Origin of the sequence: Mucilaginibacter sp. NFR10 (genome assembly GCF_900100445.1) — a bacterium.
In the GTDB taxonomy this organism is placed as follows: domain Bacteria; phylum Bacteroidota; class Bacteroidia; order Sphingobacteriales; family Sphingobacteriaceae; genus Mucilaginibacter; species Mucilaginibacter rubeus.
Map to the genome: position 1 here is coordinate 375,733 of NZ_FMTV01000006.1, position 24,975 is coordinate 400,707.

24 protein-coding genes and 1 tRNA gene are annotated in these 24,975 nt (G+C 41.9%); 9 read left to right on the plus strand and 16 right to left on the minus strand.

Features of this window, described 5'->3' with window-relative positions:
* Positions 1–13: 13 nt before the first annotated feature.
* The 7 genes from BLP33_RS20720 to BLP33_RS20750 form a co-directional block, all read right to left on the minus strand.
* Entirely contained in the window at positions 14–757 is a 744-nt protein-coding gene (locus BLP33_RS20720) for a hypothetical protein (protein ID WP_090532694.1), read from the minus strand.
* Between the two features lie 243 nt (positions 758–1,000).
* A complete protein-coding gene (gene ffh, locus BLP33_RS20725) occupies positions 1,001–2,329 on the minus strand; it encodes a signal recognition particle protein (RefSeq protein ID WP_090532696.1) in 1,329 nt (442 codons plus the stop codon).
* A gap of 150 nt (positions 2,330–2,479) precedes the next feature.
* The gene (locus BLP33_RS20730; protein WP_254780206.1) at positions 2,480–3,421 is read right to left on the minus strand and encodes a DUF3078 domain-containing protein; all 942 of its coding nucleotides are present in this window, start codon (positions 3,419–3,421) and stop codon (positions 2,480–2,482) included.
* Between the two features lie 227 nt (positions 3,422–3,648).
* Complete coding sequence (locus BLP33_RS20735) at positions 3,649–4,419, minus strand: peptidase associated/transthyretin-like domain-containing protein (RefSeq protein WP_090532699.1); 771 nt, start codon at positions 4,417–4,419, stop codon at positions 3,649–3,651.
* 164 nt (positions 4,420–4,583) lie between these two features.
* The gene (locus tag BLP33_RS20740; RefSeq protein WP_090532701.1) at positions 4,584–5,420 is read right to left on the minus strand and encodes a glucosaminidase domain-containing protein; all 837 of its coding nucleotides are present in this window, start codon (positions 5,418–5,420) and stop codon (positions 4,584–4,586) included.
* Positions 5,421–5,482: 62 nt separating this feature from the next.
* Positions 5,483–6,025, minus strand: a complete 543-nt coding sequence (locus BLP33_RS20745; RefSeq protein ID WP_090532703.1) for a glycoside hydrolase family 73 protein — start codon at positions 6,023–6,025, stop codon at positions 5,483–5,485.
* A 3-nt stretch (positions 6,026–6,028) separates the two neighbouring features.
* Positions 6,029–6,667 (minus strand): O-methyltransferase, encoded by a 639-nt coding sequence (locus BLP33_RS20750; protein WP_090532705.1) that lies wholly within the window; start codon positions 6,665–6,667, stop codon positions 6,029–6,031.
* A gap of 162 nt (positions 6,668–6,829) precedes the next feature.
* Here BLP33_RS20750 and BLP33_RS20755 point away from each other — a divergent pair, with 162 nt between their 5' ends.
* Positions 6,830–7,207: a GxxExxY protein gene (locus BLP33_RS20755; protein WP_090532707.1), complete on the plus strand. Its 378-nt coding sequence runs from the start codon at positions 6,830–6,832 to the stop codon at positions 7,205–7,207.
* Between the two features lie 94 nt (positions 7,208–7,301).
* On the opposite strand, the gene ruvX is transcribed toward BLP33_RS20755, so the two are convergent.
* Entirely contained in the window at positions 7,302–7,712 is a 411-nt protein-coding gene (gene ruvX, locus BLP33_RS20760) for a Holliday junction resolvase RuvX (RefSeq protein WP_090532709.1), read from the minus strand.
* 164 nt (positions 7,713–7,876) lie between these two features.
* Between ruvX and BLP33_RS20765 the strand changes: the two genes are divergently transcribed.
* The 3 genes from BLP33_RS20765 to BLP33_RS20775 are packed head-to-tail and all read left to right on the plus strand — an operon-like array spanning position 7,877 to position 11,000.
* A complete protein-coding gene (locus BLP33_RS20765; RefSeq protein WP_090532711.1) occupies positions 7,877–9,022 on the plus strand; it encodes a DNA polymerase III subunit in 1,146 nt (381 codons plus the stop codon).
* Between the two features lie 2 nt (positions 9,023–9,024).
* Complete coding sequence (gene ricT / locus BLP33_RS20770) at positions 9,025–10,521, plus strand: regulatory iron-sulfur-containing complex subunit RicT (RefSeq protein ID WP_090532714.1); 1,497 nt, start codon at positions 9,025–9,027, stop codon at positions 10,519–10,521.
* Positions 10,518–11,000 carry a gliding motility lipoprotein GldH gene (locus BLP33_RS20775; protein WP_090532715.1) on the plus strand — a complete coding sequence of 161 codons (483 nt, stop codon included), beginning with the start codon at positions 10,518–10,520 and terminating at the stop codon, positions 10,998–11,000. The genes ricT and BLP33_RS20775 overlap by 4 nt, the downstream gene beginning before the upstream one ends.
* Positions 11,001–11,006: 6 nt before the next feature.
* On the opposite strand, the gene BLP33_RS20780 is transcribed toward BLP33_RS20775, so the two are convergent.
* Positions 11,007–11,387, minus strand: a complete 381-nt coding sequence (locus BLP33_RS20780; RefSeq protein WP_090532717.1) for a hypothetical protein — start codon at positions 11,385–11,387, stop codon at positions 11,007–11,009.
* 99 nt (positions 11,388–11,486) lie between these two features.
* Here BLP33_RS20780 and BLP33_RS20785 point away from each other — a divergent pair, with 99 nt between their 5' ends.
* From BLP33_RS20785 to rmuC, 3 genes are all read left to right on the plus strand, one after another.
* Positions 11,487–11,717, plus strand: coding sequence for a hypothetical protein (locus BLP33_RS20785; protein ID WP_090532719.1), 231 nt, complete (start codon positions 11,487–11,489; stop codon positions 11,715–11,717).
* A 103-nt stretch (positions 11,718–11,820) separates the two neighbouring features.
* Entirely contained in the window at positions 11,821–13,248 is a 1,428-nt protein-coding gene (locus BLP33_RS20790) for a DUF4932 domain-containing protein (RefSeq protein ID WP_090532723.1), read from the plus strand.
* Between the two features lie 78 nt (positions 13,249–13,326).
* Positions 13,327–14,697, plus strand: coding sequence for a DNA recombination protein RmuC (gene rmuC, locus BLP33_RS20795; protein ID WP_090532725.1), 1,371 nt, complete (start codon positions 13,327–13,329; stop codon positions 14,695–14,697).
* Here the strand turns inward: rmuC and BLP33_RS20800 are convergent, their stop codons facing one another.
* The 4 genes from BLP33_RS20800 to nadA form a co-directional block, all read right to left on the minus strand.
* Positions 14,698–15,558 carry a DUF6263 family protein gene (locus tag BLP33_RS20800; RefSeq protein WP_090532727.1) on the minus strand — a complete coding sequence of 287 codons (861 nt, stop codon included), beginning with the start codon at positions 15,556–15,558 and terminating at the stop codon, positions 14,698–14,700. It lies immediately after the preceding gene.
* Positions 15,559–15,594: 36 nt separating this feature from the next.
* Positions 15,595–16,041 (minus strand): hypothetical protein, encoded by a 447-nt coding sequence (locus tag BLP33_RS20805; RefSeq protein ID WP_090532729.1) that lies wholly within the window; start codon positions 16,039–16,041, stop codon positions 15,595–15,597.
* Positions 16,041–17,087: a thiamine-phosphate kinase gene (thiL, locus tag BLP33_RS20810; protein WP_090532869.1), complete on the minus strand. Its 1,047-nt coding sequence runs from the start codon at positions 17,085–17,087 to the stop codon at positions 16,041–16,043. Before thiL ends, BLP33_RS20805 begins: the two co-directional genes overlap by 1 nt.
* Positions 17,088–17,529: 442 nt before the next feature.
* Positions 17,530–18,522, minus strand: coding sequence for a quinolinate synthase NadA (gene nadA / locus BLP33_RS20820; protein ID WP_090532733.1), 993 nt, complete (start codon positions 18,520–18,522; stop codon positions 17,530–17,532).
* A 407-nt stretch (positions 18,523–18,929) separates the two neighbouring features.
* Between nadA and nadB the strand changes: the two genes are divergently transcribed.
* The gene (gene nadB / locus BLP33_RS20825) at positions 18,930–20,522 is read left to right on the plus strand and encodes an L-aspartate oxidase (RefSeq protein WP_090532736.1); all 1,593 of its coding nucleotides are present in this window, start codon (positions 18,930–18,932) and stop codon (positions 20,520–20,522) included.
* A 126-nt stretch (positions 20,523–20,648) separates the two neighbouring features.
* Here the strand turns inward: nadB and BLP33_RS20830 are convergent.
* Positions 20,649–20,721 (minus strand) — tRNA-Gly (locus tag BLP33_RS20830).
* A gap of 84 nt (positions 20,722–20,805) precedes the next feature.
* On the opposite strand from BLP33_RS20830, the gene BLP33_RS20835 reads away from it, so the two are divergent.
* On the plus strand, positions 20,806–21,318 hold the full coding sequence (locus tag BLP33_RS20835; RefSeq protein WP_090532738.1) for a gamma carbonic anhydrase family protein: 513 nt from the start codon (positions 20,806–20,808) through the stop codon (positions 21,316–21,318).
* Here BLP33_RS20835 and BLP33_RS20840 read toward each other — a convergent pair.
* Both BLP33_RS20840 and mnmG read right to left on the minus strand, forming a co-directional pair.
* Positions 21,308–22,948 carry an Ig-like domain-containing domain gene (locus BLP33_RS20840; protein WP_090532740.1) on the minus strand — a complete coding sequence of 547 codons (1,641 nt, stop codon included), beginning with the start codon at positions 22,946–22,948 and terminating at the stop codon, positions 21,308–21,310. The genes BLP33_RS20835 and BLP33_RS20840 overlap by 11 nt on opposite strands.
* Before the next feature lie 115 nt (positions 22,949–23,063).
* The gene (gene mnmG, locus BLP33_RS20845; RefSeq protein ID WP_090532742.1) at positions 23,064–24,926 is read right to left on the minus strand and encodes a tRNA uridine-5-carboxymethylaminomethyl(34) synthesis enzyme MnmG; all 1,863 of its coding nucleotides are present in this window, start codon (positions 24,924–24,926) and stop codon (positions 23,064–23,066) included.
* Between the last annotated feature and the right edge of the window lie 49 nt (positions 24,927–24,975).

Consider the following 24,975-nt stretch of genomic DNA (forward strand, 5'->3'; position numbering starts at 1 on the left):
TATGTAAATACTATTACTGTTTGGTAGCGCTCAGTTTGGCTGAACCCTTGCCCGAAGTTTTAACAGTAACGCTTTTCTTTCCCGCCTTTACAGCAGTACTGGAAGCGCTGCTATTTGAGAACCCGGTATTTAGCTTTTTAGAGCCCGTTGCCACGTTACCTGTGCTGTTCAGGTTGCCAGACGAGGTAACACTCACATTTTTGCTAACAGCATCGGCGCTATTACCCGCGGCCACTGCTGTTTTACCTGTAGTTGTTGTAGCGCCGGCCCTTAAAGCGGCAGCATTGCTGCTTACTTTTTCGGTAGTGTTAGCGGCAACACCTTCGGTTGTGGTTAATGTTTTTTCGCCTGTTGCTGTTACTCCGGTTGCATTCACAGTACCTGCGGCTGAGGTATTGCTGCTAACGCCGGCCTGTGCAGCTGTTGTCCCTGCGGTAGCATTTACGGTTGAGGCAACGTTGCTGTTAACATTAGCGGCCTCACTGGCGGCAACGCCTGTTACGGCCTGGTTGGTGGTAGCCTGGGTTTGAGTAGCTGTCCGCGCTGCTACATTCTGAGCCTGTGCGGCAGCTTGGTTGGTTACGGTTGAGGTTGTGTTAACCGCTTTTTGCGCTATAGATGCAGCATTCACAGTTGGTGTAGCTACCCGCGTAGCTATTTTAGTTGCGGTAGTTGCTCCAAGATTAACCTGGGCCGAACCAACTTTAAATGCAAATAATGCAGCGGTCAATAAAACGGGTTTAATTAAATTTTTCATGATTAGTTTTTTAATTCATTAATATGTGAGGGGGGGGTAAACTTGGGGCCCTCATCTGTTCGCTGTAGTAAATCAAAGCAAGTGCCATTGCACAGTAAATGACATTTTAATGACTTCCGGTCTCAAAAAGTGTGAAATTGTGTATAATAAATTATACATATGTTCATTTTGTTCGCCAGCAATGGGGCAAAAAAAACGCCCCTTGTTTTGGCAAGAGACGTTCTTTTTATCTACTGTTAAGCACTACATTTTAGGCATTCGACGCATCATGTTGGCCATAGCAGCGGGATTGCTCATTTGCTTCATCACTTTCTTCATATCATCAAACTGCTTCATGAGGCGGTTAACTTCCTGTAAATCGGTGCCCGAACCTTTGGCTATGCGGTTACGGCGGCTTTGATTAATGGTTTCAGGGTTAGCTTTTTCAAACGGGGTCATAGATTGAATAATAGCCTCTATCGCTTTAAACGCATTATCATCAACCTCAACATCCTTCATCATTTTGCCCACGCCCGGTATCATGCCCATCAGATCTTTCATGTTACCCATTTTCTTGATCTGCTGGATCTGGCCGTAAAAGTCGTTAAAGTCGAACTTGTTTTTGCGGATCTTCTTCTGTAGCTCGGCTGCCTCTTTCTCGTCAAACTGCTGCTGAGCGCGTTCAACCAAAGACACCACGTCGCCCATGCCCAAGATCCTCGATGCCATACGATCGGGGTGGAAAACGTCAAGCGCTTCCATCTTTTCGCCGGTACCAATAAACTTGATCGGCTTATTAACAACCGATTTGATAGAAAGGGCCGCACCACCGCGGGTGTCACCATCCAGCTTGGTTAATACCACACCGGTAAAGTCCAAGCGGTCATTGAACACTTTAGCAGTATTCACGGCATCCTGACCGGTCATGGAGTCAACCACAAACAGGATCTCGTGCGGTTTTACGGCATCTTTTACCTGCTCAATCTCCACCATCATGGCCTCGTCAATAGCTAAACGGCCGGCGGTGTCAATAATCACCACGTTATTACCGTTCTGCTTAGCCTGGGCTATCCCTTCGCGGGCAATAGCAACCGGGTCTTTCGAGTCGCGATTGGCATAAACAGGGATACCTATCTGCTGGCCTAAAACCTCCAGCTGATCAATAGCCGCCGGACGGTAAATATCATCAGCAACCAGTAATGGTTTTTTATTGCGTTGTGTTTTTAAGTAATTGGCAAGCTTACCGGTGAAGGTTGTTTTACCAGCACCGTTCAAGCCGGCAATAAGGATGATGGTGGGTGTAGCCGGAAAATTCAGATCGGCTGTGGTACCGCCCATCAACGCGGTAAGCTCATCGTTCATGAGCTTGGTAAGCAACTGGCCCGGCGAAATGGATGTTAATACGTTATTACCAAGCGCTTTTTGCCTCACATCATCGGTAAATGCTTTGGCAGTTTTATAATTAACGTCGGCATCAAGAAGGGCCTTGCGGATCTCCTTCATGGTTTCGGCCACGTTTATTTCAGTAATTGTTCCCTGACCCTTCAGGACCTTGAACGCCCTGTCGAGTTTATCCGAAAGATTTTCAAACATTATATTAAAAAACTTTAATCTTTTTTATAAGGATACAAAGGTATGATTTTGAACTATATTAACTTGTCTCATCCCATTGTTTATTCCAAAATAAAGCCGGCCCTGTTTTTAATAAGGCCGGTTCAATTGTATTATTTGTTCAAGACTGTACTACGGGAACCGGTACAGCATTCCCAACCCAATGCCTTCATAGCCCTGGGCGCTATCGGATGTATGTTTATCATACAACAGCGTTCCGTTTACCGTTGCACTAATTAGCCTGTTCACCTTGGCTGTTAGCGTTAAATCAACACGGTGGGTAATAAATTTTGGCGATTGGGCATAAGGGATAAATAACGCGTAACGGGTATTTAAGTGAATGTTTTTGGCTATATCTTTATCCAGCAACGCCACAACCTGGAACGCCAAATCATTCTTCACTGTTTTTAATGTATCCACGCCGTAGTTATCTTTTTGATATTTATGGATGGTGTGATCAAGTACAAAAGTCTGTCGTGCGGTACCGGTACCCAAACGCAAATCGAACCAACTTTTTGGCTTATACTCAAAACCGACCGATTCGGTAAGATAACCCGGCGACATAAAGTTTGAAATATATTGCTGCTCGAACTTGCCATTGCCTTGATCGACATAATTAAAGCCTTTATCAAACTGTGACTCGAAGGTTAAGGCACCGAAAAAGTACCAGCTTTTTGATAATTGCGAAGCTACTTTGTTGTCAAAATAAATACGGTCCTGCGTTTTGCGTTTGCCCTGTCCTTTATTCTTTGATACGCCGTAAGTAAGGTTAAGCTCGGATACATAACTGAAAGGCGCTTTGTTATATTCGGTATGATAAATAAAATTTGAACCCAATGCCACCGCACTTACGCCACCCGCCGCATAATTACTGCTAAAAGCCGACTGGCTAAAGTTCAGCCCGAATGTGATTACCTTTTTCCAGTAGTTTACTTTATAATCGAGCATGGTAACAGGTACCATTTCGCGCTGGATCTGTATGGGGCGAACCCGCGTGGGGATGGCATTTTTGCGGGAATTTATCCGGTATTTATTAAGTACGGCAGTGTCTATTTTAACACTATCTTTTTTCAAGGTATCGGTCTGTGCTTTTGCTGATAAAACGCACGTGACTGATAATGCGAGTATTAGTAATCCCGGTTTTGTTTTTAACATAGTAAACAAATTAAAGCAAAAATCTCCTTTTTTACCCACAATAAACAAAAATGTTGCTTCAGGGTTTAGTCTGGAAAACGACTTTTGGGCAAAAATATTGGAATTTCCGGATATTAAAATGAACGTTGTATTAAGGTTAATCAACCTTATTCGCGGCCAAGATCCTTCTTACTGTCTTCGGGCGTAACAAGCGGGGTGAGGGAATACGGGCGTTTCTTATACTTTAAAAAACGATTGAGGTTGGTTTTGATGGAGGCTATAAACTCATAGTCGCTAGCGGTTTTTACCAGGTAATAACCGGGGCGGTACCGCAACATGAAGTCGGTAAGCTGCTGATCTTTTAAATTGGTTATGGCGCCAACATAAGTTCGGTTAAAACGATAGTCAATAACACTTTGCTGATAGTCTTTCTCAATAGTTTCGCGCAGATGGGCGGCGTTTCTGCCGCTTCGGCTTAACGCATTGTAAATAGCATCAATGCTTAAACCGGCGCCACCAGGACCAAAGCTCAATAAATCTTTATTGTTAAGCGGGCCGAAGATTTTGGTATAATCGTTTTTGGTTGCAGCCAGCCGTTTTTGCGGGTTAAGCAGGGTATCACGCACGATAACTTCTTTAAGCTGGATAGCAGTGCGCTTCATATAAACGGCCAGTGATTCGCCGCCTTGCACTTTCAAAGTATCAGGATGATGATCTGATTTTGTAAAAACAAGCACATCGCCCGGCTGGGCTTCTATCTTGAATTCACCTTTAAAAGTGTTGTAAATAGATTTGCCGGTGGTGATGTTCTGTACATTAACTTTGGCAATGCGGTCTTTGCTGTCTTTATCAAACACAACCCCATCCACGGTTTTTTGCTGGGCAAAAACCCGGGCCGCGGGCAGGGCAAAACATATCAGGAGCATCCACAATTTCATTGCGGGGGCAAAAATACGTGTTGTACAGCGGGCGATCATACAATTTAACAACAATTAACCTTTGGGGGAGGGAGCCAAGATACCAGGAGTCAAGAATCAAGATAGATTTAGAGGTCATTTCTTTCTGTCCTGGCTCTTGACTCTTGCTGTCTTGCCTCTGTTTCTCACTTAACAACCACAAGCTTCTGGCCAATTTTAATGCCATTGTCGCTCATACTGTTTAACGCTTTCAGGTCATCAACAGTTATTCCAAAACGTTTGGATATGTTGTATAGTGTATCGCCCTGTTTTACGGTGTAGATCTTATCGTCGGGCGGGGTTTTGGAAAGGGTATCCTGAACGGGTTTACCAATGCTATCGTTGATCTGCGATAATACACGGTCTTCCCGTTTAATTTTAGCAATCTCGCCTTCGGGGCGGTCATACTGATCGAGGTTATATTTTACAATAATATTGATCAGCAACTGCGGATATTTAGGATTAGTGGCATAACCTGCCTTTTTCAACCCATAAGCCCAGCCTTCATAATCGTTCTTGTCCAGTTCAAAAAGTTTAGCATAGTTTTTACGTTTTAAAAACGCCGAGTGGTCACGGAAGGAGTCTTCCGGATTATCATAAACGCGGAAACAATCATTCACGTTGTCGTCATCCTTATAATAACTTTTGCCGGTCCAGTCGCTGGTGCATTTTATGCCGAAGTGGTTGTTGGCGTATTTGGCCAGGTCACTATTGCCCGCACCCGATTCAAACAAGCCCTGCGCCAGGGTGATGCTGGCCGGGATACCATACTGGTTCATTTCCTGGATGGCGATGGCCTTAAAACGGTCAATATATTCTAACGAATTGTACGACCGGTAGTTGGCAATAGCATCCTTATTGGCCTTTTGGATATTACTGTTATTGCGTTTGGCATCGCGGTTTGATACTGTAGTGGTTTTTTTGCGGGCAGAGCATGAATTGAGGCAAACTACAGCAATGAACAGGTATATGGTTTTTCGCATGAGGCTTAAATCTTATTATGTGGCATATAACCAGGGGCCAAATTAAGATTTTATAAACGTAATTATTGCTGTTTAGTTGTTGCGTCGGCCAATTGCGTTTGGTTTGCCGGATTTTCATCCAGGTCATTGAGGTTATACCTGTTAATGATACCTAAAACCTGCGATGCCCATTTGCGGCTACCGGCATAACCGGCGCGCTGAATACCTTTTGCCCATCCTTTATAATCATAATGGGTAAGCGCGTCGGCCAGGTGGCTAAACTGCTTGCGCTCGGTCATGATACGTGCAAAGTCCTGAAACGAATCAAAAACCGAATCGTATCTTTTATAAGAGGTGCGAACTTTTTTGTTGTGTTTGGTATAAACTACGGTATTGTAACCTTTTACTCCAAATTGATTATTAAGGTTTTGTGCTATGGTGCTGTTGCCGCAGCCCGATTCATGCATGGCTACACCTAAAACGATGCTTGCCGGGATCCCGGTTTCGTGCATGATCTTAATGGCATCATCTTTGAACTTTTCAATGTAAGATTGTGAGGTATTTTTCTGTGCTGAAGCAGCTAATGTTGAAATCAACAGTGTTGTAATCAGTAAGATTTTCTTCATAATTTATTTTTTTCTGATAACCAGCAGCCCGTCGCGTACCGGCAGGATCAATTTTTCTATCCTGCTATCAACAGCTATCTGGTCATTTAGTTTGCGGATTCCTTCAGTATCGGCATCTTTTTCGGTGCCGTACACCTTTCCTTTCCACAAAACGTTATCAATTATTATTAATCCTCCGGATCTGACTTTGTCAAAAACTAATTGAAAGTAAGTATAATTATTCTTTTTATCGGCATCTATAAACACCAAATCAAAAACATCCTCCTGTAAATCAGCAATAACGGCCCCTGCCTGCCCAAAATGCAGCTTTATTTTGTTTTCAACATTTGTTAGTTTAAGATGTGAAGTGATGATCTCCTCCATTTCGCGGTTAACTTCGATGGTATGGAGGATGCCGTCGTCGGTCAAACCCTCGGCCAGGCAAATAGCCGAGTAGCCTGTATAGGTACCTATCTCCAGGATGCGTTTAGGCTGCACCATTTTGCTTAAAAAACTAAGCAGCCTGCCCTGGTAATGCCCCGATAGCATGTTAGGTTTTAACACCTTGATATGCGTTTCGCGGTTGAGCTTTTTAAGCACCTCCGGCTCCGGGTCGCAATGGTCATCTAAGTAAGCCAGTAAGGCATTAGGGAGAATATCCATGGGGCAAAGATACACAAAAACCTTGATTTTCTCGATTAAAGGATTTCCTGATGCTATACATCGCTTCCTTTTGAACCTTGATTCACTTGATTAAAGGATTTTTTGATGGTGGTTTTGAGTTTGTTTTTAATACGATATCTTTAGCTGGATTTAAACCTTAACATGAAATATAAAGAGCTTACTGAAAAGATAATAGGATGTGCAATGCGTGTACATAATACTCTCGGAAATGGTTTTCAGGAATTAATTTACCAGCGCGCATTGGTTTTGGAATTAGCAAAAGCAGATCTGAAGTTTGCTCAGGAACTGGAGATGATCATCTATTATGATGGTGTTGACATAGGAAAGCGTCGGGTTGATTTTTTTGTTGAAGGATCAATCATGGTTGAACTAAAAGCCATCATATCCCTTGAAGATGTACATTTGGCACAAGCCATGAACTATCTTGAAGCCTATAAGATGGAAATAGGGCTACTAATAAATTTCGGATCAAAAAGCTTACAATTTAAACGCGTTCATAATAACAATCTATTAGCTTGAAGCAGATATCAGGCTATCATCTAATCAGGAAAATCAAGGTTCAACCCTCTATCATGAAATCCTCTAATCAAGCAAATCATGGTTCAGAATCAGCTTAAAATCTCGTCCCCATCCAACTCTGCAACAATATCACTGCTGATATAATATCTACCTGTTCCTTATTCTGACGGTTCTTCTTGTTCATGCCACTCTGAGCGATAGTTGCTGATGCCATTTTGGAGGTAAAGCGCTCGTCAACCATTTCGATAGGGATTTCGGGGAATGTTTTCTTTAACAGGTTCACAAAACCTTTTACATGAATGGCCGATTGCGAAGGGGTATTATCCATCTGCTTTGGTTCGCCTACGATGAACCGCTCCACTTGTTCTGCTTGCAGATATTTTTTTAAAAACTCAATAATGTTATTGGGGTGGATGTTATCGAGGCCCGTCGCGATGATCTGCAAAGGGTCGGTAACCGCTATGCCGATGCGCTTGGTTCCATAATCAAAAGCCATTACTCTCATGTTGTAAAGATATGAGATGTGAGATATGAGATATGAGATTTTTTGAATATGATGATAGTCACTCTTTACTTTCCATCAAATAAGGATACTCCGCTATGCCATTCCTGTCTCAAATCTCACATCTCATATCTCACATCTAAAATCAAATTACTATTTTGCACCAAATGCAGTTTAAAGAAATAGTAGGACAGGAAGCGACAAAGCAACGATTGCTTAACACGGTGAGCGAGAACCGGGTAAGCCATGCGCAATTATTTTTAGGCCCCGAAGGATCGGGCAGCCTGGCGCTTGCAGTTGCCTATGCGCAGTACCTATCCTGCGAAGACAAGCAGCCCGGTGACTCATGTGGGGTATGCTCTTCCTGCCGGAAATACCAGAAACTGATGCACCCGGATCTGCATTTTTCTTACCCTTTCTTTGCAAAACATAAAGATGATACAGCGCTTACTTTTATTGAGCAATGGCGCGGCGCTTTAACGGCTAACCCATATTTGAGCCTGGATATTTGGCGGGGGTATCTGGATGCCGAAAACAAGCAGGCCAACATCAATATTGCCGAATGTCACCAGATCATTAAAAAACTAAGCTTTAAGCCTTTTGAATCGGAGTATAAAATCCTGATCCTCTGGTTGCCCGAATACCTCGACAAAGAGGGGAATGCTTTGCTTAAAATTATTGAAGAACCGCAGCCTAATACACTGTTTTTATTAGTTGCCCAAAACCAGGATCAAATCCTGAACACCATATTATCCCGTACGCAGCTGGTTAAAATACCAGCTTTGGAGTACGATGAAATTAAAGAACATTTAATAAATACCCATCACCAAACCGAAGAAGCCGCTGCCGAAATAGCTTATTTGAGCAATGGCAACATGACCGAAGCACTGGCCATGCTGCAACAGGATAACAAAAGCTACCATGAGCTGTTTGTACAATGGCTGCGCTATTGCTTTGGCAATAAAGGCATAGAGGTGATGGCTTTTGTGGAGCAGTTTGCCAAAATGGGGCGCGAAAACCAAAAAAACTTTTTGCGTTACGGTACCAGCTTTATCCGCGAGTGCTGTTTACTCATTGCCGGGGCGGGTAGCCTGGTACATTTACCGGCAAAGGAATTGGACACGGCTCAAAAAATGAGTAACGTGCTGAGCATTGGCAAATCGCAAATGATTATTGATGAGCTGGAAAAAGCACATTATCATGTGGAGCGCAACGCTAATCCCAAAATCTTATTTTTAGATGTATCTTTACAAATTATTAAAATACTAATAAATAAAAATGTCCCTGCGGGGAATCAATATATGCCAAGTTAATTATGGGATGTGGAAGTTGCTCAACAGGTGGCGGATGTTCGCCTGCGGGCTGCAAAAGTAACGGCAGTTGCCTTACTAATGGTTGCAGCAAATTAGATGTTTACGATTGGCTGTCGCATATGGACATGCCGACTAACTATAAGCCGTTCCAGGTTATTGAAGTTAAGTTTAAAGGCTCGCGCAAGGAGTTTTATTTAAACAACGATAATATTTACCTCGAAGCCGGCGAACTTGTGGCTGTTGAAGCAACCACTGGTGGCTATGATATTGGCCATGTTTCGCTTACCGGCGAACTGGTACGCATGCAGATGGTAAAACGCCATGTAAAGGAAGCCGATGTTGTAAAAAAGATCTACCGTAAAGCTACCGTTGCCGATGTTGACAAATGGAAAGCCGCCAAGGATATGGAATGGGAAACCATGCACAAATCGCGCAAGCTGGCGCTTGACCTTAACCTGAGCATGAAACTAAGTGATGTAGATTACCAGGGCGATAAAACCAAGGCTACATTTTATTATACGGCCGAAGGCCGCGTTGATTTCAGGGAACTGATCAAAAAAATGGCCGAAACCTTCCGCATCCGTATTGAGATGAGGCAGATTGGCATGAGGCAGGAAGCAAGCCGCTTAGGCGGCATAGGTTCATGCGGCCGCGAGCTTTGCTGCTCAACATGGCTTACCGATTTTAAAACCGTATCTACTTCGGCCGCTCGTTATCAAAACCTTTCGTTAAATACATTGAAACTGGCCGGCCAGTGTGGTAAGCTGAAATGCTGCCTTAACTACGAGCTGGATACTTACATGGATGCCTTAAAATACATCCCTGATAATGTAAACACCCTTAAAACCCAAAAAGGGGATGCCCGCCTGCAAAAAACCGACATCTTTAAAAAAATAATGTGGTTTAGCTACCCGGGAGAAGAATCATGGGTTCCGTTGCCAATAAAAAAGGTTAAAGAGATTCAGCAGCAGAATAAAGATGGTGTGATCCCTGAAGACCTTGGCGAAATTGTTGAAGTTGAAACACCTGCGGCAAAAGCGCTCGATTACGAAAACGTGGTTGGCCAGGATAGTCTTACCCGCCTGGACGAACGGCGCAACAACAATAAAAAGAAGAACAAAAACCGCAATAAAAACCAGAAACCCGGAGGCCAGGCGCAAGCCGAGGGCAAACCGGCCAGTCAGCAACCTCAGCAGGGATCGGGTAATCCGCAGGAAAAACCGGCACAGCAGCCACGTCCTGAAGGAAACCGTCAGCCGCAAAACAATAACAGGCCTCATGGTAACAGGCCTCCGCAGCAAAACAGACCGCAGGGAGAAGGCCGGCCTCAGGGCGAAGCCAAACCTCAGAGAGAACCGAGGCCACAGGGTGAACCGGGGCCACAAGGCGAAGGAAAACCACAGGGTGAAGGAAGCGGTAACAACAACAGGCGCCGCAGGCCAAACCGCCCAAACCGGAATAATAATAACAACAATAATCAACAGGCAAAACCTGAATGAAACGGGCTTTAAATATCATTTACCCGGCAGTATTGTTATTGGTAACCATGTTTGCCGGTTCCTGTACCGATCCTAACAGGATCATTGATACCAACACCGAAATTGCCGATCATAACTGGTCGTACGTTAACCGCGTAAACTTTGATGTTAAAATTGATGATGAAAAAGTTGCCTATAACCAATACCTTAATTTACGGGTTACGGGCAACTATAAATACTCCAACATATTTGTATTGGTTAATCAAATCTCGCCCGATAAAAAAACGCATATTACGCGTTTTGAAGTAAAGCTGGCCAATCCTGATGGCGAATGGCTGGGCAAGGGATCAGGCAACCTTTACAGCTACCAGGTGCTTTTACGTAAAGATTATCATTTCCCCACAAAAGGCGTTTACCGTTTTCAGATAGAACAAAACATGCGCGATAACCCCCTTCATGAGATCAGCGATGTGGGATTAAGGATAGAGAAAGCCCAATAATTTACACTAAGGTATATTATAGGTAACGGTAACCGAGCCATGCGTCAGTACCTCTCTGTCGGTATCCTGTACAACTATTTTGTCATTGTCGTAAATTCTGTAGGTAACGGTATTGCTAACGTCTGAGGCAACAACCAGGGTTACCTGGTCGTTTTGATTCAATGTAGCAGTATAGCTGTATGATGATCCTTTTGCAACAGCTTTCGCATCAACTATTTTAGGGCTGCTATCCGTTGTTTTATATTCAGATAATGAAACGTTAAAGGCATCTGCTCCGCTTACCGTAACTTTTATGGTATGGGGCTGCGGAGGCTGATCTGTGCTTTTCTTTGAGCAGGACACAAACAGCAAGCTTATCAATATCCCATAAATCAGTTGCTTCATCATTGTTTTTTATTTGTGAATATGCTTAATTTATACCAGCGAACAAAATCTTAATAATAAAACTGAAACGTATAACTACCCGTTAAGCCTTAAACATCACCCATGAAAAAATTAACCATCCTTACATTTGTAGCTGCTTCAATAGCTTTTGCATCCTGTCATAGCGCCGATAAAAATAACCGTCAAAACGATACCAGCGCGACCCAAGGCAGCGGCGGCCCTGCCGATTCGGCTAAAAGTTCGGCTCCGGGCAATGGCGCTGTTGCACCAAATTCGTCGGATACAACCAGTCTTCATGGTGATACTGATTCTGCTGTGCATCCGGTGCATTAATGCTGGCTGATCACTATTTCTTTTGTTCATGATTAAACTAAGAATTAGCTGATCAGTCTACCTTCAGGAGTTTACTTTTTTGTTGCCTTTAACCTTTTATTAAATGAAATACCTAAACCTATCTTTTCTTATCATCTTTTTTCCCTTAGTGTTATCAGCCCAAACTAATAATACTATAGCAACGCCCCGAATTGATAAACGTGTAGAATTGCTGAGCATTGTTTTCCGTTTAGCGGGTAACGAAGAATACAATACCCCTGACAATGTTAAATACGTTGCAGATATTCATAAGCATTTTGATAAATTTATTGACCATCCGCTCATTAAATACGCCCAGGAACTGAGGGACAGCAGCGGCGTTAGCTACGATGCTGTTATGTCAATGGCCGTTCACTTAAATGAACCACCGGCATTAGAACCATTAGTACCTTTTTCAGTCTCTTTACCAGACAAAAGGTGGACCCTGGAAAGCGCTGTAAAATTCACTGCCCTGTTAAAGCAATTTTATAAAGACGCCGACTTCGATGGGTTTTTCCATACCCATTTAGCTGATTATGCTATAGCCGAAAGCCGTTTTAATGTCCTGTTTAAAAAGCTGGATGTATCCTGGTATTATAAATTTTATGGTAAAGCGCCGGCCGAAAATTTCAATATCATCATAGGATTTGGAAATGGCGGAGGAAACTACGGGCCACATGTTTATTTAAACGATCATACCAAAAAAGTATATGCAATTATTGGTTCTGGTACTTTTGATGAGCAAGGCTTACCTACTTATGACGCGGCATCTTATCTGCCTACATTGATCCACGAGTTTAACCATTCATTTATCAATTATCTTACCGATAATTATGAAAACCAATTGAGAGACGCGGGTGCGCTTATTTACGAAAAAGAGCGCACAAAAATGCGGAAACAAGCTTATGGCGAGTGGAAAACAATGATAAACGAAGCGTTAGTAAGGGCATCGGTAATCAGTTACCTGAAAACCCATAATACCGATACATTGGTGGCCGAACAAGAGCTTAAGCAGCAATTGGCCAGAGGTTTTGTTTGGATGCGGCCATTGGTTAATTTACTTGGTCAATATCAATCAAACAGAAAAACTTATCCTGCACTTGAAAGCTTTATGCCTGCTATTGTCGTCTTTTACAATAAATTGGCGCCAAATATCAGTTTTTACGATGACGACTATCAGCAACATTGTGCCCGGGTAATAGCAGTAAGGCCTTTCAAAAACGGCGATACTACAATAAGAGCCAACACAACTGAAATTATATTTGATTTTGATAAAAAATTGGATGGCATAAAGTACTTTTTTGGCCCGGGAGCCAAGGGTATAGATCATTATCCTAAGTCGGCAAAATTTACCTTTGCTAATGATAACAAAAGCATTATTATGAAAGTTAGCCTGAAGCCCAATACCGAATACCAGATAAATATTGCCGGCGGTATGATGCGGGCAAGCGATGGCTATGCTGTACAAAACTATATCCTGAATTTTAAAACAGAAAATAGTCCCATCCCTTAATTCACTTGCCTTTCCTGATTAACTTTATTAGTATTTATAAAAATTTATGCTTTACTTTACTAATATTTTTATCAATAAATGACTGGTATTATATTAGTATTTGTATCCCTGATCATCCTACTGATTGCAGTTTTTCTATTCCTGAAAAAACCAAAAGCAGTTGAGCTGATCTCTGCCGAGGAGTTGAGCAAACTCCGGTATGAGCATGATCAGTTTAAAATTTTATTGGCTAAAGCCGAAGAAAAATCTAATGGCTTAGCTGCTGAAAAAGAAAGCATTACCAACTTTTTAAAGGAGGAAAAGAACCGCCTGATTGACGAACTTTTATACGAGCGTACCCAACTTGCACAGGCCAATCAATCCTTAGAAAGTGCCCGGGCCTACTATAAATCGCAGCAGGAAAAACTGCAGGAGCAAAAGGCCGAGATAGAGCAGATTCGCACCCAATTTCAGCGGGAATTTGAAAATGTGGCCGAAAAACTGCTTAAAGAAAAATCGAAGGAATTTACCGATATCAACCGCAGCAATTTAGATGTTATCCTTAACCCATTAAAGGAAAACTTGAAAGCATTTGAGGATAAAGTTGAGAAAGTTTACAACATGGAAGCAGCCGAGCGGAATACGCTAAAAGGCGTGATCACCCAACTGATGGATCTCAACAAACAGATTAGTGATGAAGCTCAAAACCTAACCAAAGCGCTTAAAGGGGATAACAAAAAACAAGGCAACTGGGGCGAGGTAATTTTGGAGCGGGTACTGGAACGTTCAGGCCTCGTCAGAGATCAGGAATACCGCATCCAGGCCGCCATGCAGGCCACCGACGGCACAAGATATCAACCAGATGTGATCATCGACCTACCCGATGAAAAACACCTGATTATCGACTCCAAAGTATCGCTGATAGCCTATGAAAAACTGGTTAACGCCGATACCGAAGACGACCGAAAACTGTTTGCTAAAGCTCATGTGGAATCCATCCGCGGGCATGTTACCGGCCTCTCAGCCAAAAAATATCACGATTTATATAAGATCAATTCGCCCGATTTTGTGCTGCTTTTTGTGCCGATAGAATCCTCATTCAGTATTGCCGTACAACTGGATGGCGAACTGTTTAATTATGCCTGGGACAGGAAAGTGGTAATTGTTAGTCCGTCGACTTTGCTGGCTACTCTGCGTACCATTGCCAGCATGTGGAAACAGGAACGCCAAAACCGTAATGTATTGGAAATAGCCCGTTTAAGCGGCGATATGTATGATAAGTTTGTTGGTTTTTTAAGTGATATGGACAGCATTGGCAAAAATATCAACCAAACACAATCGGCTTATAATAACGCCATCAGTAAATTATCGGAGGGTAGGGGCAACCTTACTACTACCGCCGAAAAGATCAAAAAGTTGGGAGCAAAAGCGGACAAGCAAATAGATCAAAAATATATTGGGGATGAGTAATTAAAGCTCGTTAACAACTGCCAGATATGATGCGTTGGCGGATGCATTTGCTTTAAAAGTTATCCCCTCCATTATCATGGACAGATTAAAATTTATATTGCTAACCATGCTACTCATGTAATTTTGTTTGATACTATAAACAAGTTTGCCGCTTCCTTTACCGTTACCACTAATAGCTACCTCTGCTCCGTTTGTAGTAGTCTTCAAATCCATAGCCATCGATTGATCTATATCGAAATTTGCTATATCATTATTAACAGATATGAGTTTATAAACAAGCTTTATATTCATTTGCATATTGGTAAAGCCGGGTACGGGCATTGCCATGGGTATTTCCTGCGTAAAAGTCTCGCCAATTTTCATTGGCTTATCCGGAAATTGTAGTTTGTTACTGATGTTATTGATAATAGCAGTAACAGCTGATTTTATCTTTTCGTCTGTATTTTTTCCGGATACCGAATCGATATGTATTTTGCCCTCCGGCGACCCCGTTCCATAAAAAATTCGGTCTTTCAAAGGATCCGGGGTTTCAATCTGCTTCCCATTAAAATTCATTACCGACGGCATCCCCCAAAATGTCATCGTAAAAGGAAAAGAATTATCGCTATTTAGTTTTCCTGTAACTAAATCTAAATCATGACCATTATGCCCGGTTATGGTCGCTGGCAATTTCGTATTTTTCTTTATTTCGGCTATACTTGCTTCATCACCTACGGCGTCTATCTCCATTTTAAGATCAGTTACCATTTTCACATGATATTTATGAAGCGACTTATATTTTATCTTAAAAATGGTTGAGTTTTGAGCAAAGCTTTTAGCTATAGTGAATAATAAAACACATGAGATTATGTATTTTTTCATTTTAAAAGATTTAGGTTTGATTTAAAAATAAAGTTTTTATCTATTAGTGTTTTTCCTGTTAAACCACCAATCGGCCTGTTTGGTAAACATCAGCGCCCATCCCCATAGTTCAACAATGATCTCGACGAGGGTTAAAATGATGAGATAAACCGGCATTTCTATAGCTTTTTTTTGAGCCGAACTATCATGCAAAATTCCAAAACTGTATAACAATGATGATCCCAGGAAAAACACATTCAGCAATACCAAAACCGAAAGGATGATCCGGGCCCATTTCTTTCCTTCGCCGGTAACAAAGATCAAAAAGCCGACAGCGACGAATACAAACAGGATGGCCGAAAAATTGAACCCGTCCAGGTAATTATTCAACGTTTGGATCAGCAAGCCCAGGTAAAGCAATAAAATTCCCTTCACAAAAGCCCCGGGCGGTTTCCCATCGGGATGATTGTTGAGGTAAAATTTATCGAAAATATCCTGCAGCATTATTCGGATTTTTTAAACGCGTTCCAGCCCTGGGCTTTCAATTCGTGTACAGTACCGCTTTTGGTGATCAGGTTACAACCGGCCGAAGCCTCGGTGATATAGCCGATGATGCTGATATCCATTTTAAACTTGATCTTATCGTAATCTGCCTGCTTCACGGTAAACAACAATTCATAATCTTCACCACCACTCAAAGCGCAAATAGTAGGGTCGAGGTTAAATTCGCGGGCCGTTTCAAAAGTCATCGGGTCGAGCGGGATCTTCTCTTCGTACAGGTTACACCCCTTGTTGCTTTGCTTACAGATATGTAATAACTCGGAAGCCAAACCGTCAGATACATCGATCATAGCGGTTGGTTTTACCTCTATGCTTTTCAACAGTTCAACCACATCACGACGGGCTTCGGGCTTCAACTGACGCTCAACAATGTAATCTTTTCCTTCAAGGTCCGGCTGAATATTAGGATTTTCCAGGTAGATCAGCTTTTCGCGCTCCAGCAGTTGCAGGCCGGTATAAGCACCTCCCAAATCACCGGATACACAGATCAGGTCCCCTTCTTCAGCACCATTGCGGTATACAATATCAGCTTCATCGGCGTAGCCAATTGAAGTTACGCTGATTACCAAACCTTGCTTGGATGATGTTGTATCACCACCAATTAAATCCACATTATATTTTTCGCAGGCGATATAGATCCCCTGGTAAAGCTCCTCAATGGCCTCGAGCGGAAATTTGCTCGACATGCCGATAGACACCGTAACCTGCGACGCTATTCCATTCATCGCGTAAATGTCGCTCAGGTTTACCTGTATCGCTTTATAACCCAAATGCTTAAGCGGCGTGTACGCCAAATCAAAATGGATCCCTTCCAACAGCATATCGGTACTCACCAGCACTTTTTTACCGGCGAAATCAAGTACAGCTGCATCGTCGCCAACTCCCTTTTTTGAGCTTTCGTTAGTAAGTTTAATATTTTTTGTAAGGTGACCGATAAGGCCAAATTCGCCAAGTTCCTCTAAATTGGTTCTATCCTGATTTTCAAACATAGTTTTTGCGATTTCACCGATGACCTTTGATTTCACCGATTTTATTTTTCGGGCCGCAACCCGGTTTCACATCTTCCGCCGAAGGCGGGAAATTTTTTTTACACTTTTCGGTCACGTACCAACCAAATTTTTCTCACCTCCAAAAACGGACGACAAATATATATACTCGAATTTCCCTTTAGCTTTTATACTTCTTAACAATAATGTGGATAACCCAATTTCTCGGGCCGCAACCTTTATACCTTATATCCGCCTTTGGCGGAAAAATTTTTTACGATTTTTAGCCTTTTTACAAGCAAGAAGGCACTTTTACACTAAAAATACCTTCAATTTTATAGCTCCCGGTTTTCCACAATTCCCCGGTTTATAACTTCCTGATCAAGGCCATCCAACTGATAAAAAATCGGTGAAGTCAACTTGTAATCGGTGTAATCCCAAAGAACTATAATCCAAGCTGCGCCGAAATTTCAAGCATGCGCTCAATCGGTTTTACTGCTTTTTCAATGATATGCTGTGGTACAGTTACCTCAGGCGTTTCATTTTTCAAACACAGGTATAATTTTTCCAGTGTGTTACGCTTCATATGCGGGCAATCATTACATGCACAGTTGTTGTTTGGTGGCGCCGGAATAAAAATTTTATCCGGGTTTTCCTTTTGCATCTGGTGTAAAATGCCCGATTCCGTCGCTACAATAAATTCCTTGTCCTGGTGGCTGCCGGCATATTTTAAAATTCCGGTTGTTGAACCAACATAATCGGCCATTTCCAGTATAACATCCTCACATTCAGGATGTGCCAACAGCTTTGCACCCGGGTGGCGTTCCTTCAGTTTGGTGATCTTTTCTCTCGAAAATATCTCATGAACCATACAGGCCCCATTCCACAATACCAGGTCGCGGCCGGTCTTTTTGGCTACGTACGCGCCAAGGTTTTTATCAGGTCCGAAAATGATCTTCTGATCCTTCGGTAAGCTCTCCACAATTTGCACAGCGTTGCTTGATGTACAAACAATGTCGGTTAAAGCTTTCAATTCAGCCGTACAGTTTACATAAGTGATCACCAGGTGATCCGGATAGTTTTCCTTAAACTTTTTAAACAAGTGTGGCGGACAACTATCTGCTAATGAACAACCTGCCTTCATATCCGGCAGTAAAACCTTCTTGGTTGGCGACAGGATCTTGGCAGTTTCGGCCATGAAATGTACACCTGCAAAAACAATGATATCGGCATCCGTTTTGGCGGCTTGTTGAGATAATCCTAAACTATCGCCAATGTAATCGGCAATATCCTGGATATCGCCATCCTGGTAATAGTGCGCCAGGATCACCGCATTCTTTTGCTTTTTTAATTTTTCAATTTCCGCGAAAAGATCAAGCGTCGGATCAATTTCTTCATCCACGTATCCTTTCAGATTTATTTCTTCGAAGGTATTCATTTCCACAATTCAATTAATAACAACTAATTTTTAAATTAAAAAGAACTATTGTTTATTAGGGTGTTGGTAATGTGCAAAAGTCGGAGTAATTTTTGTTTTAAAAGTTAGTTTTCACAATTTATTAACACTTATACACATTTTTCCACTAAAAATAGCGCTGATTTTTAGATAGGTATGATAATCAATTTTTATTTAAAAAAGTTTTATGTTAATATTTTCAGGGTTGACAAAATGTTAGCTTTATGACTAAAGCGTCGTAAAAGTCGCTCAAAAAATATTGATATTCGACCTGAGAAAGGGAGTTATACACACTGTAAACTATTTTTCACTTTTTGTTTACATAAACTTAACAGGTTATACAGCTGTTATTAACATTAGTACTACTTTTACACACATTCATCTAAAATATGACCCGAAATGTTGATTTCCTTGTAGTGGGTTCAGGGATAGCCGGATTAAGTTTTGCGCTCAAAGCCGCGAAGCATGGTAAGGTACTGATAGTTACAAAATCTAACGAAGACGAATCCAACACCAAATATGCCCAGGGGGGCGTTGCGGTGGTTGTGGATAAAAAAGAAGATTCTTTTGAAAAGCATATCCAGGATACCTTAATAAGTGGCGATGGGCTCTGCGACCGCGAAGTTGTTGAAGCAGTTGTTAAAGAAGGGCCCGAGCGCATCAATGAAATTATTGATTACGGAACTAATTTCGATAAGACAAACGAGGGTGTTTATGACCTGGCTAAAGAGGGGGGGCACTCCGAGTTTCGTGTGTTACATTACAAAGATGTAACTGGCTGGGAGATAGAGCGTTCACTTTTAGAGGAAATTCATAAAAACCCTAATATTGAGATACTTACACATTATTTTGCGGTTGATTTAATTACGCAGCACCATTTGGGCGAGCTGGTAGGTAAATCAAGTACTGATATTACCTGTTTCGGGATTTATGCGTTTAATACCGAAACTAAGATTGTAGAGAAGATCTTATCTAAAGTTACGGTAATGGCTGCTGGTGGTGCCGGGCATATTTATGCGGTTACCACAAATCCAACAATCGCTACTGGTGATGGTATTGCTATGGTTTATCGTGCTAAAGGTAAGGTACGTAATATGGAGTTCATGCAATTCCATCCAACAGCTTTGTATAATCCCGGCGAGTATCCTTCTTTCCTCATATCAGAAGCTGTACGCGGTTTTGGCGGCGTGTTGAAGCGTACTAACGGTGAAGAGTTTATGCACGAATACGATGAGCGTAAATCATTGGCTCCACGTGATATAACGGCAAGGGCTATTGATGCTGAGATAAAAAAATCGGGCGAAGACTTTGTTTATTTAGATGTAAGGCATCGCAGTAAAAAAGATATCCTGAACCATTTTCCTAATATTTATGCTAAATGCCTGGAGATTGGTATCGATATGACCAAAGATATGATTCCCGTTGCGCCGGCTTGTCATTATATGTGCGGCGGTATAATGGTTGATCATGTTGGGCAGTCGTCTATATTAAGGTTGTATGCCTGCGGCGAATGTTCATCAACAGGCCTGCATGGCGCTAATCGTTTGGCTTCAAATTCGTTATTGGAGGCGTTGGTTTTTGCTCACAGGATCTACGAAGACGCAATTAAGAATTTTGAAAATAATGTAATCCCCGATAATATCCCGGATTGGGATGAGAAGGGCGTGCAGCTGTCAAACGAAGATATCCTGGTTACCCACAACGTACGCGAAATGCAGAAGCTGATGAATGACTACGTAGGTATCGTTCGTTCCGATTTCAGGTTGGACAGAGCTCTGCGGAGGTTAAAATTATTATACGAGGAAACTGAAGATTTCTATAAGAAAACTAAGCTATCGGTTAAACTTTGCGAGCTGCGTAACCTGATTCAGGTATCGTTTATTGTCGTAAAATCGGCTATGTTACGTAAAGAAAGCAGGGGATTACATTATACTACTGATTATCCTGAGCATGCTGAGCAGGTGCAGGATACGGTGTTTTAGTATAAAATTATCAGATGAATCGTCATTGCGAGGTACGAAGCAATCACCAATTTGCAGCTCAGTCTTGCATAGTTCGCGATTGCTTCGTACCTCGCAATGACGGTTTTAAAATGGTTTTGGAAGAAGAGCGAAAAACGGGATTCGAACCCGCGGCCTTCAGTTTGGGAAACTGACGCTCTACCGACTGAGCTATTTTCGCTTATAATATATCCAAACATAACTAAAATTTTGGATTTCGGAATTTAGATTTCGGATTTTTAAATTATAATTTAATAATTAATTTATGCCATTAGTTCTGCCTGTAAGAGATAAAAGCCCGGTTTGGGGTAAGGATTGTTTTATTGCCGAAAACTGTACTATAGTAGGGGATGTGGTAATGGGTGATAATTGTTCGGTATGGTTTAATGCCGTGATCCGTGGGGACGTACATTACATTAAAATTGGAAATAATACCAATATTCAGGATGGTGCAGTGATCCATGCTACTTATTTAAAAGCGCCAACTAACATAGGTAACAGCGTTTCTATAGGGCATAATGCGCTTGTACACGGCTGTACTTTACACGACCATACATTGGTAGGCATGGGTGCAATTGTGATGGATCACGCGGTTGTAAATGAGTTTGTGATCATTGCTGCAGGTGCTGTTGTATTGGAAAATACGATATGCGAATCAGGCTATTTATATGCCGGCATCCCTGCAAAAAAAATAAAGCCCCTTACTGATGAGCAAAGGGCTATGTTGAAGCAGTTGTCTCAAAATTATATCATGTATTCGGGCTGGTTTAAGGAGTAACCTTTTCCTTCGGAATAGTAACCGACTCCTCCGCTTCCCAGTTTGGCCTCAGGGTGATGAGCTTTTCATTTAGCCAGATATTTTCGGGTTGTCGCTTCAACCGTACGTTCCCGCTATCCCATTTGCCGTTTTTATTTTCGTCGTAAATAATCCTCACATAGTATTTAGCGGCCAGAATCCCTTTATATACCAATGAAGTGTTTTTGGTTATAGGGTCGCTTTGAATTAATTTTTTGTCTTCACTTAATAACTCAACCACATAGGCCTTGGAGGTATCAGGTACAGTTAGCTTTACTGTAAGCTGGCTATAATTATCCAGTTTATTGATCTGGAATTTTTTGGACAGGCGTTTGTTTTTATCGCCATAAATATCCGTCAATGCGCCTTCATTCAATACCAACTCATATTTACTGCTTTCCCGCCATCGATATTTTAAATTGAGCAATTTATAGTTGCCTGTATCTTTTTGGATGGTGTAATCGCTTGTAGCTACAGAATCTTCGTTTAAGGTAATTTGCGATTGGTCGAAGTTTTCGATGGGGATGCTTGCCGTGATCACCAAATTGCCGCCGGGTTTTAATTTACCGTCATTACCCATGTTATAGCTTGTTGTTACAACACGTGTAAAGCTTTCATTTTTACGTTTAAGCTGATAGATGGTATCTATAGGTTTGCCCTTGTCAAAAATGGCCACACGCAGGGAGTCAAAGTTCATATTACGCAAATAAACAGATGCTGTATCTTTTGTACGTGAAAACGATACCTGTTTTCTATCATCCACATTGGCAGGATAAATTACTTTGATCGCAGGCTGTGTCAGCCCTTTATTAAATACCAGTAATAACTTACCATCAGTATCAAAGCGTTTTTCGGATACCCTGAATTTTTCAGGATCTTGCTTGAATAAGTTTAATTGGACGTTCGAAGTATCGGCCCTGAGATGGATAGGTTTTTTCAGGAAGGCGATCAACTCTTCATCGCGGTTAAAAATTTTATCGGGGCTTGCTTCTTTTAGGGCATAGATGCGATAGTCATCTTCCCTTAAATTATTCAAAGCGAAATTTCCTGACGAATCGGTGAGGGCAAAAATAGACGGCTTCTTTTTTCCGAAGAGTGTGTCCTGCTTCACCGGGAAAATAAATACCAGTACATCTTTCTCTTTTTCCTGGGTGAGGGTATTGGTTACCGTACCGCTGATGCTTAATGAATCGATATGGCTGCCGGTAGAAAAAACATAAGTGAAATTTTTCAGGATGTTACTTTCATTAACATCTTGTATCGACTTTCCAAAATTGATAACGTAGGTGGTATTTTTTTGAAGGCTGTCTTTAAACTCAATTTTTAGTTTTCTTTTGTTTGATGAATACTCGGGTGGCTTCTCCATGGCCGGGCTCATGCTGATCTCCTGGTAAGCGTTAGTAAGTTTGATGAATTCGTCAAATTCCAGGTCGATTTGTTTGGCGGCAAAATTCCGGGTTTTATTTCCGGGAATTGCCTTCACCAATTTTGGCGGGGTTTGGTCGCGCGGCCCTCCTTGCGGTGGTTGTTGGGCTGCGCATCCAAAAATGAATAAAACAATAAAAATCAGTATTGAATTTTTGTAAAAAATAGCCGTTTTTGTGTTTAACATAGTTTTTAGGCGATATAAGCGATTTTTATGTTTTTATGAGAAGTACTATTAAAAATTAAAAATAATTGATTTTAAAGGACTTTTTATAATTAATTAATTATCAGTTATTTACGTTTTATCTCGATACATGAACCATCAAAACTGAAATATCGGAGGGTGAAACGCCCGATATTCGGGAAGCCTGGCCCAAAGTGCGTGGTTTTATCCTCATCAATTTTTCGCGTGCCTCTTTGGAGAGCGATACCAACGTGTGATAATCAAAATTTGGATTGATCTCGCGGTCTTCCATTTTTTTCATCCGGTCAACTATCTCCATCTCCTTGATGAAATAACTCTCATATTTGATTTTTATTTCAGCCTGCTCAATAGTTTCTTTATCGTAGGCCGAAAGTAACTCGGCCAAAGGAGCGTCGGCTTTTTTAAGGTCATTAAAGGTTACCTGCGGGCGGCTCAACAAATTGAATAGTTTGGTGCTTTGCGCAAGCGGACTCGTACCCAACTCTTCCATCAGGGTGTTAACTGTTGATGGATCGATGGACTTGCTTTTGGTATAAGCCACAATATCATCAGAGTTTTTTATCTTTTGATTTACTTTTTCCAAACGCTCATCACTAATCAATCCCAGTTCATGACCCATAGGAGAGAGCCTGATATCTGCATTATCCTGGCGTAATAAAAGTCTATGTTCAGCCCTTGAAGTGAACATGCGGTAAGGCTCTTCAGTACCTTTAGTTACCAGGTCATCTATCAAAACACCTATATATGACTCTGCTCTTTTCAGGATCAATTCATGTTTATCGTTAATTTTTTGGTGCGCATTGATCCCTGCAATGAAACCTTGAGACGCTGCTTCTTCGTAACCGGTAGTGCCATTGATTTGGCCGGCGAAGTACAGGTTGCTGATCTGTTTAGTTTCTAAGGTTAAACCTAATTGTGTAGGAGGGAAGAAATCGTACTCAATAGCATAACCCGGCCTGAACATTTTAGCGTTCTCAAAACCCGGAATCTTGGTGAGTGCTTTGTATTGTACATCCTCAGGTAAGGAGGTGGAGAAACCATTTACGTAGATCTCAACAGTATTTAAACCTTCCGGTTCAACAAAAATCTGGTGGCGATCGCGCTCAGCAAACCTGTTAATTTTATCTTCAATTGAAGGGCAATAGCGTGGACCTAAACCTTTGATTCGACCTGTAAACATGGGTGATCTTTCAAAGCCTTCTTTCAAGGTTTCGTGTACATTGGTATTGGTATAGGTAATCCAGCAGCAGCGTTGTTCTTCTATAAATGGTACGTCGGTAAAGGAAAATTTGCCTCTTACGGGATCGCCCCATTGCTCTTCCATCAAGCTATAGTTTAAACTGCGACCGTCAACACGGGGTGGGGTACCGGTCTTCATTCTACCTGCTTCAAAGCCTAATTCAACCAATTGCTCGGTTAAACCTGTAGCTGCTTTTTCACCTGTACGGCCTCCGCCAAATCTTTTTTCGCCAATATGGATCACACCATTCAGGAAGGTTCCGTTAGTTAATACAACGGCATCCGCTTCAATTTCGATACCGATAGAGGTACGAACACCTGCTACGGTATTATTTTTTACCAGCAGAGAGGTAACTGTGTCTTGCCAAAAATCAACGTTAGGGGTGCGTTCTAATGATAAACGCCACTCTTCGGCAAAGCGCATACGGTCGCTTTGAGCACGCGGGCTCCACATTGCGGGGCCTTTTGATTGATTAAGCATCCTGAACTGGATAGATGTTTTATCCGTTATAATGCCCGAATATCCACCCAAAGCATCTATCTCCCGCACTATTTGTCCCTTAGCAACACCACCCATGGCAGGGTTACAACTCATCTGTGCAATGGTACCCATATTCATGGTGATCAGCAAAACTGATGAACCCAAATTAGCAGCGGCAGCAGCAGCTTCACAGCCTGCGTGCCCGGCACCTACCACTATTACATTATATTTCTTAAACATTTTATCCTCCTTGTTCCACTTTTGGTAAGTCTTGAGTTGCAGGTTTTAA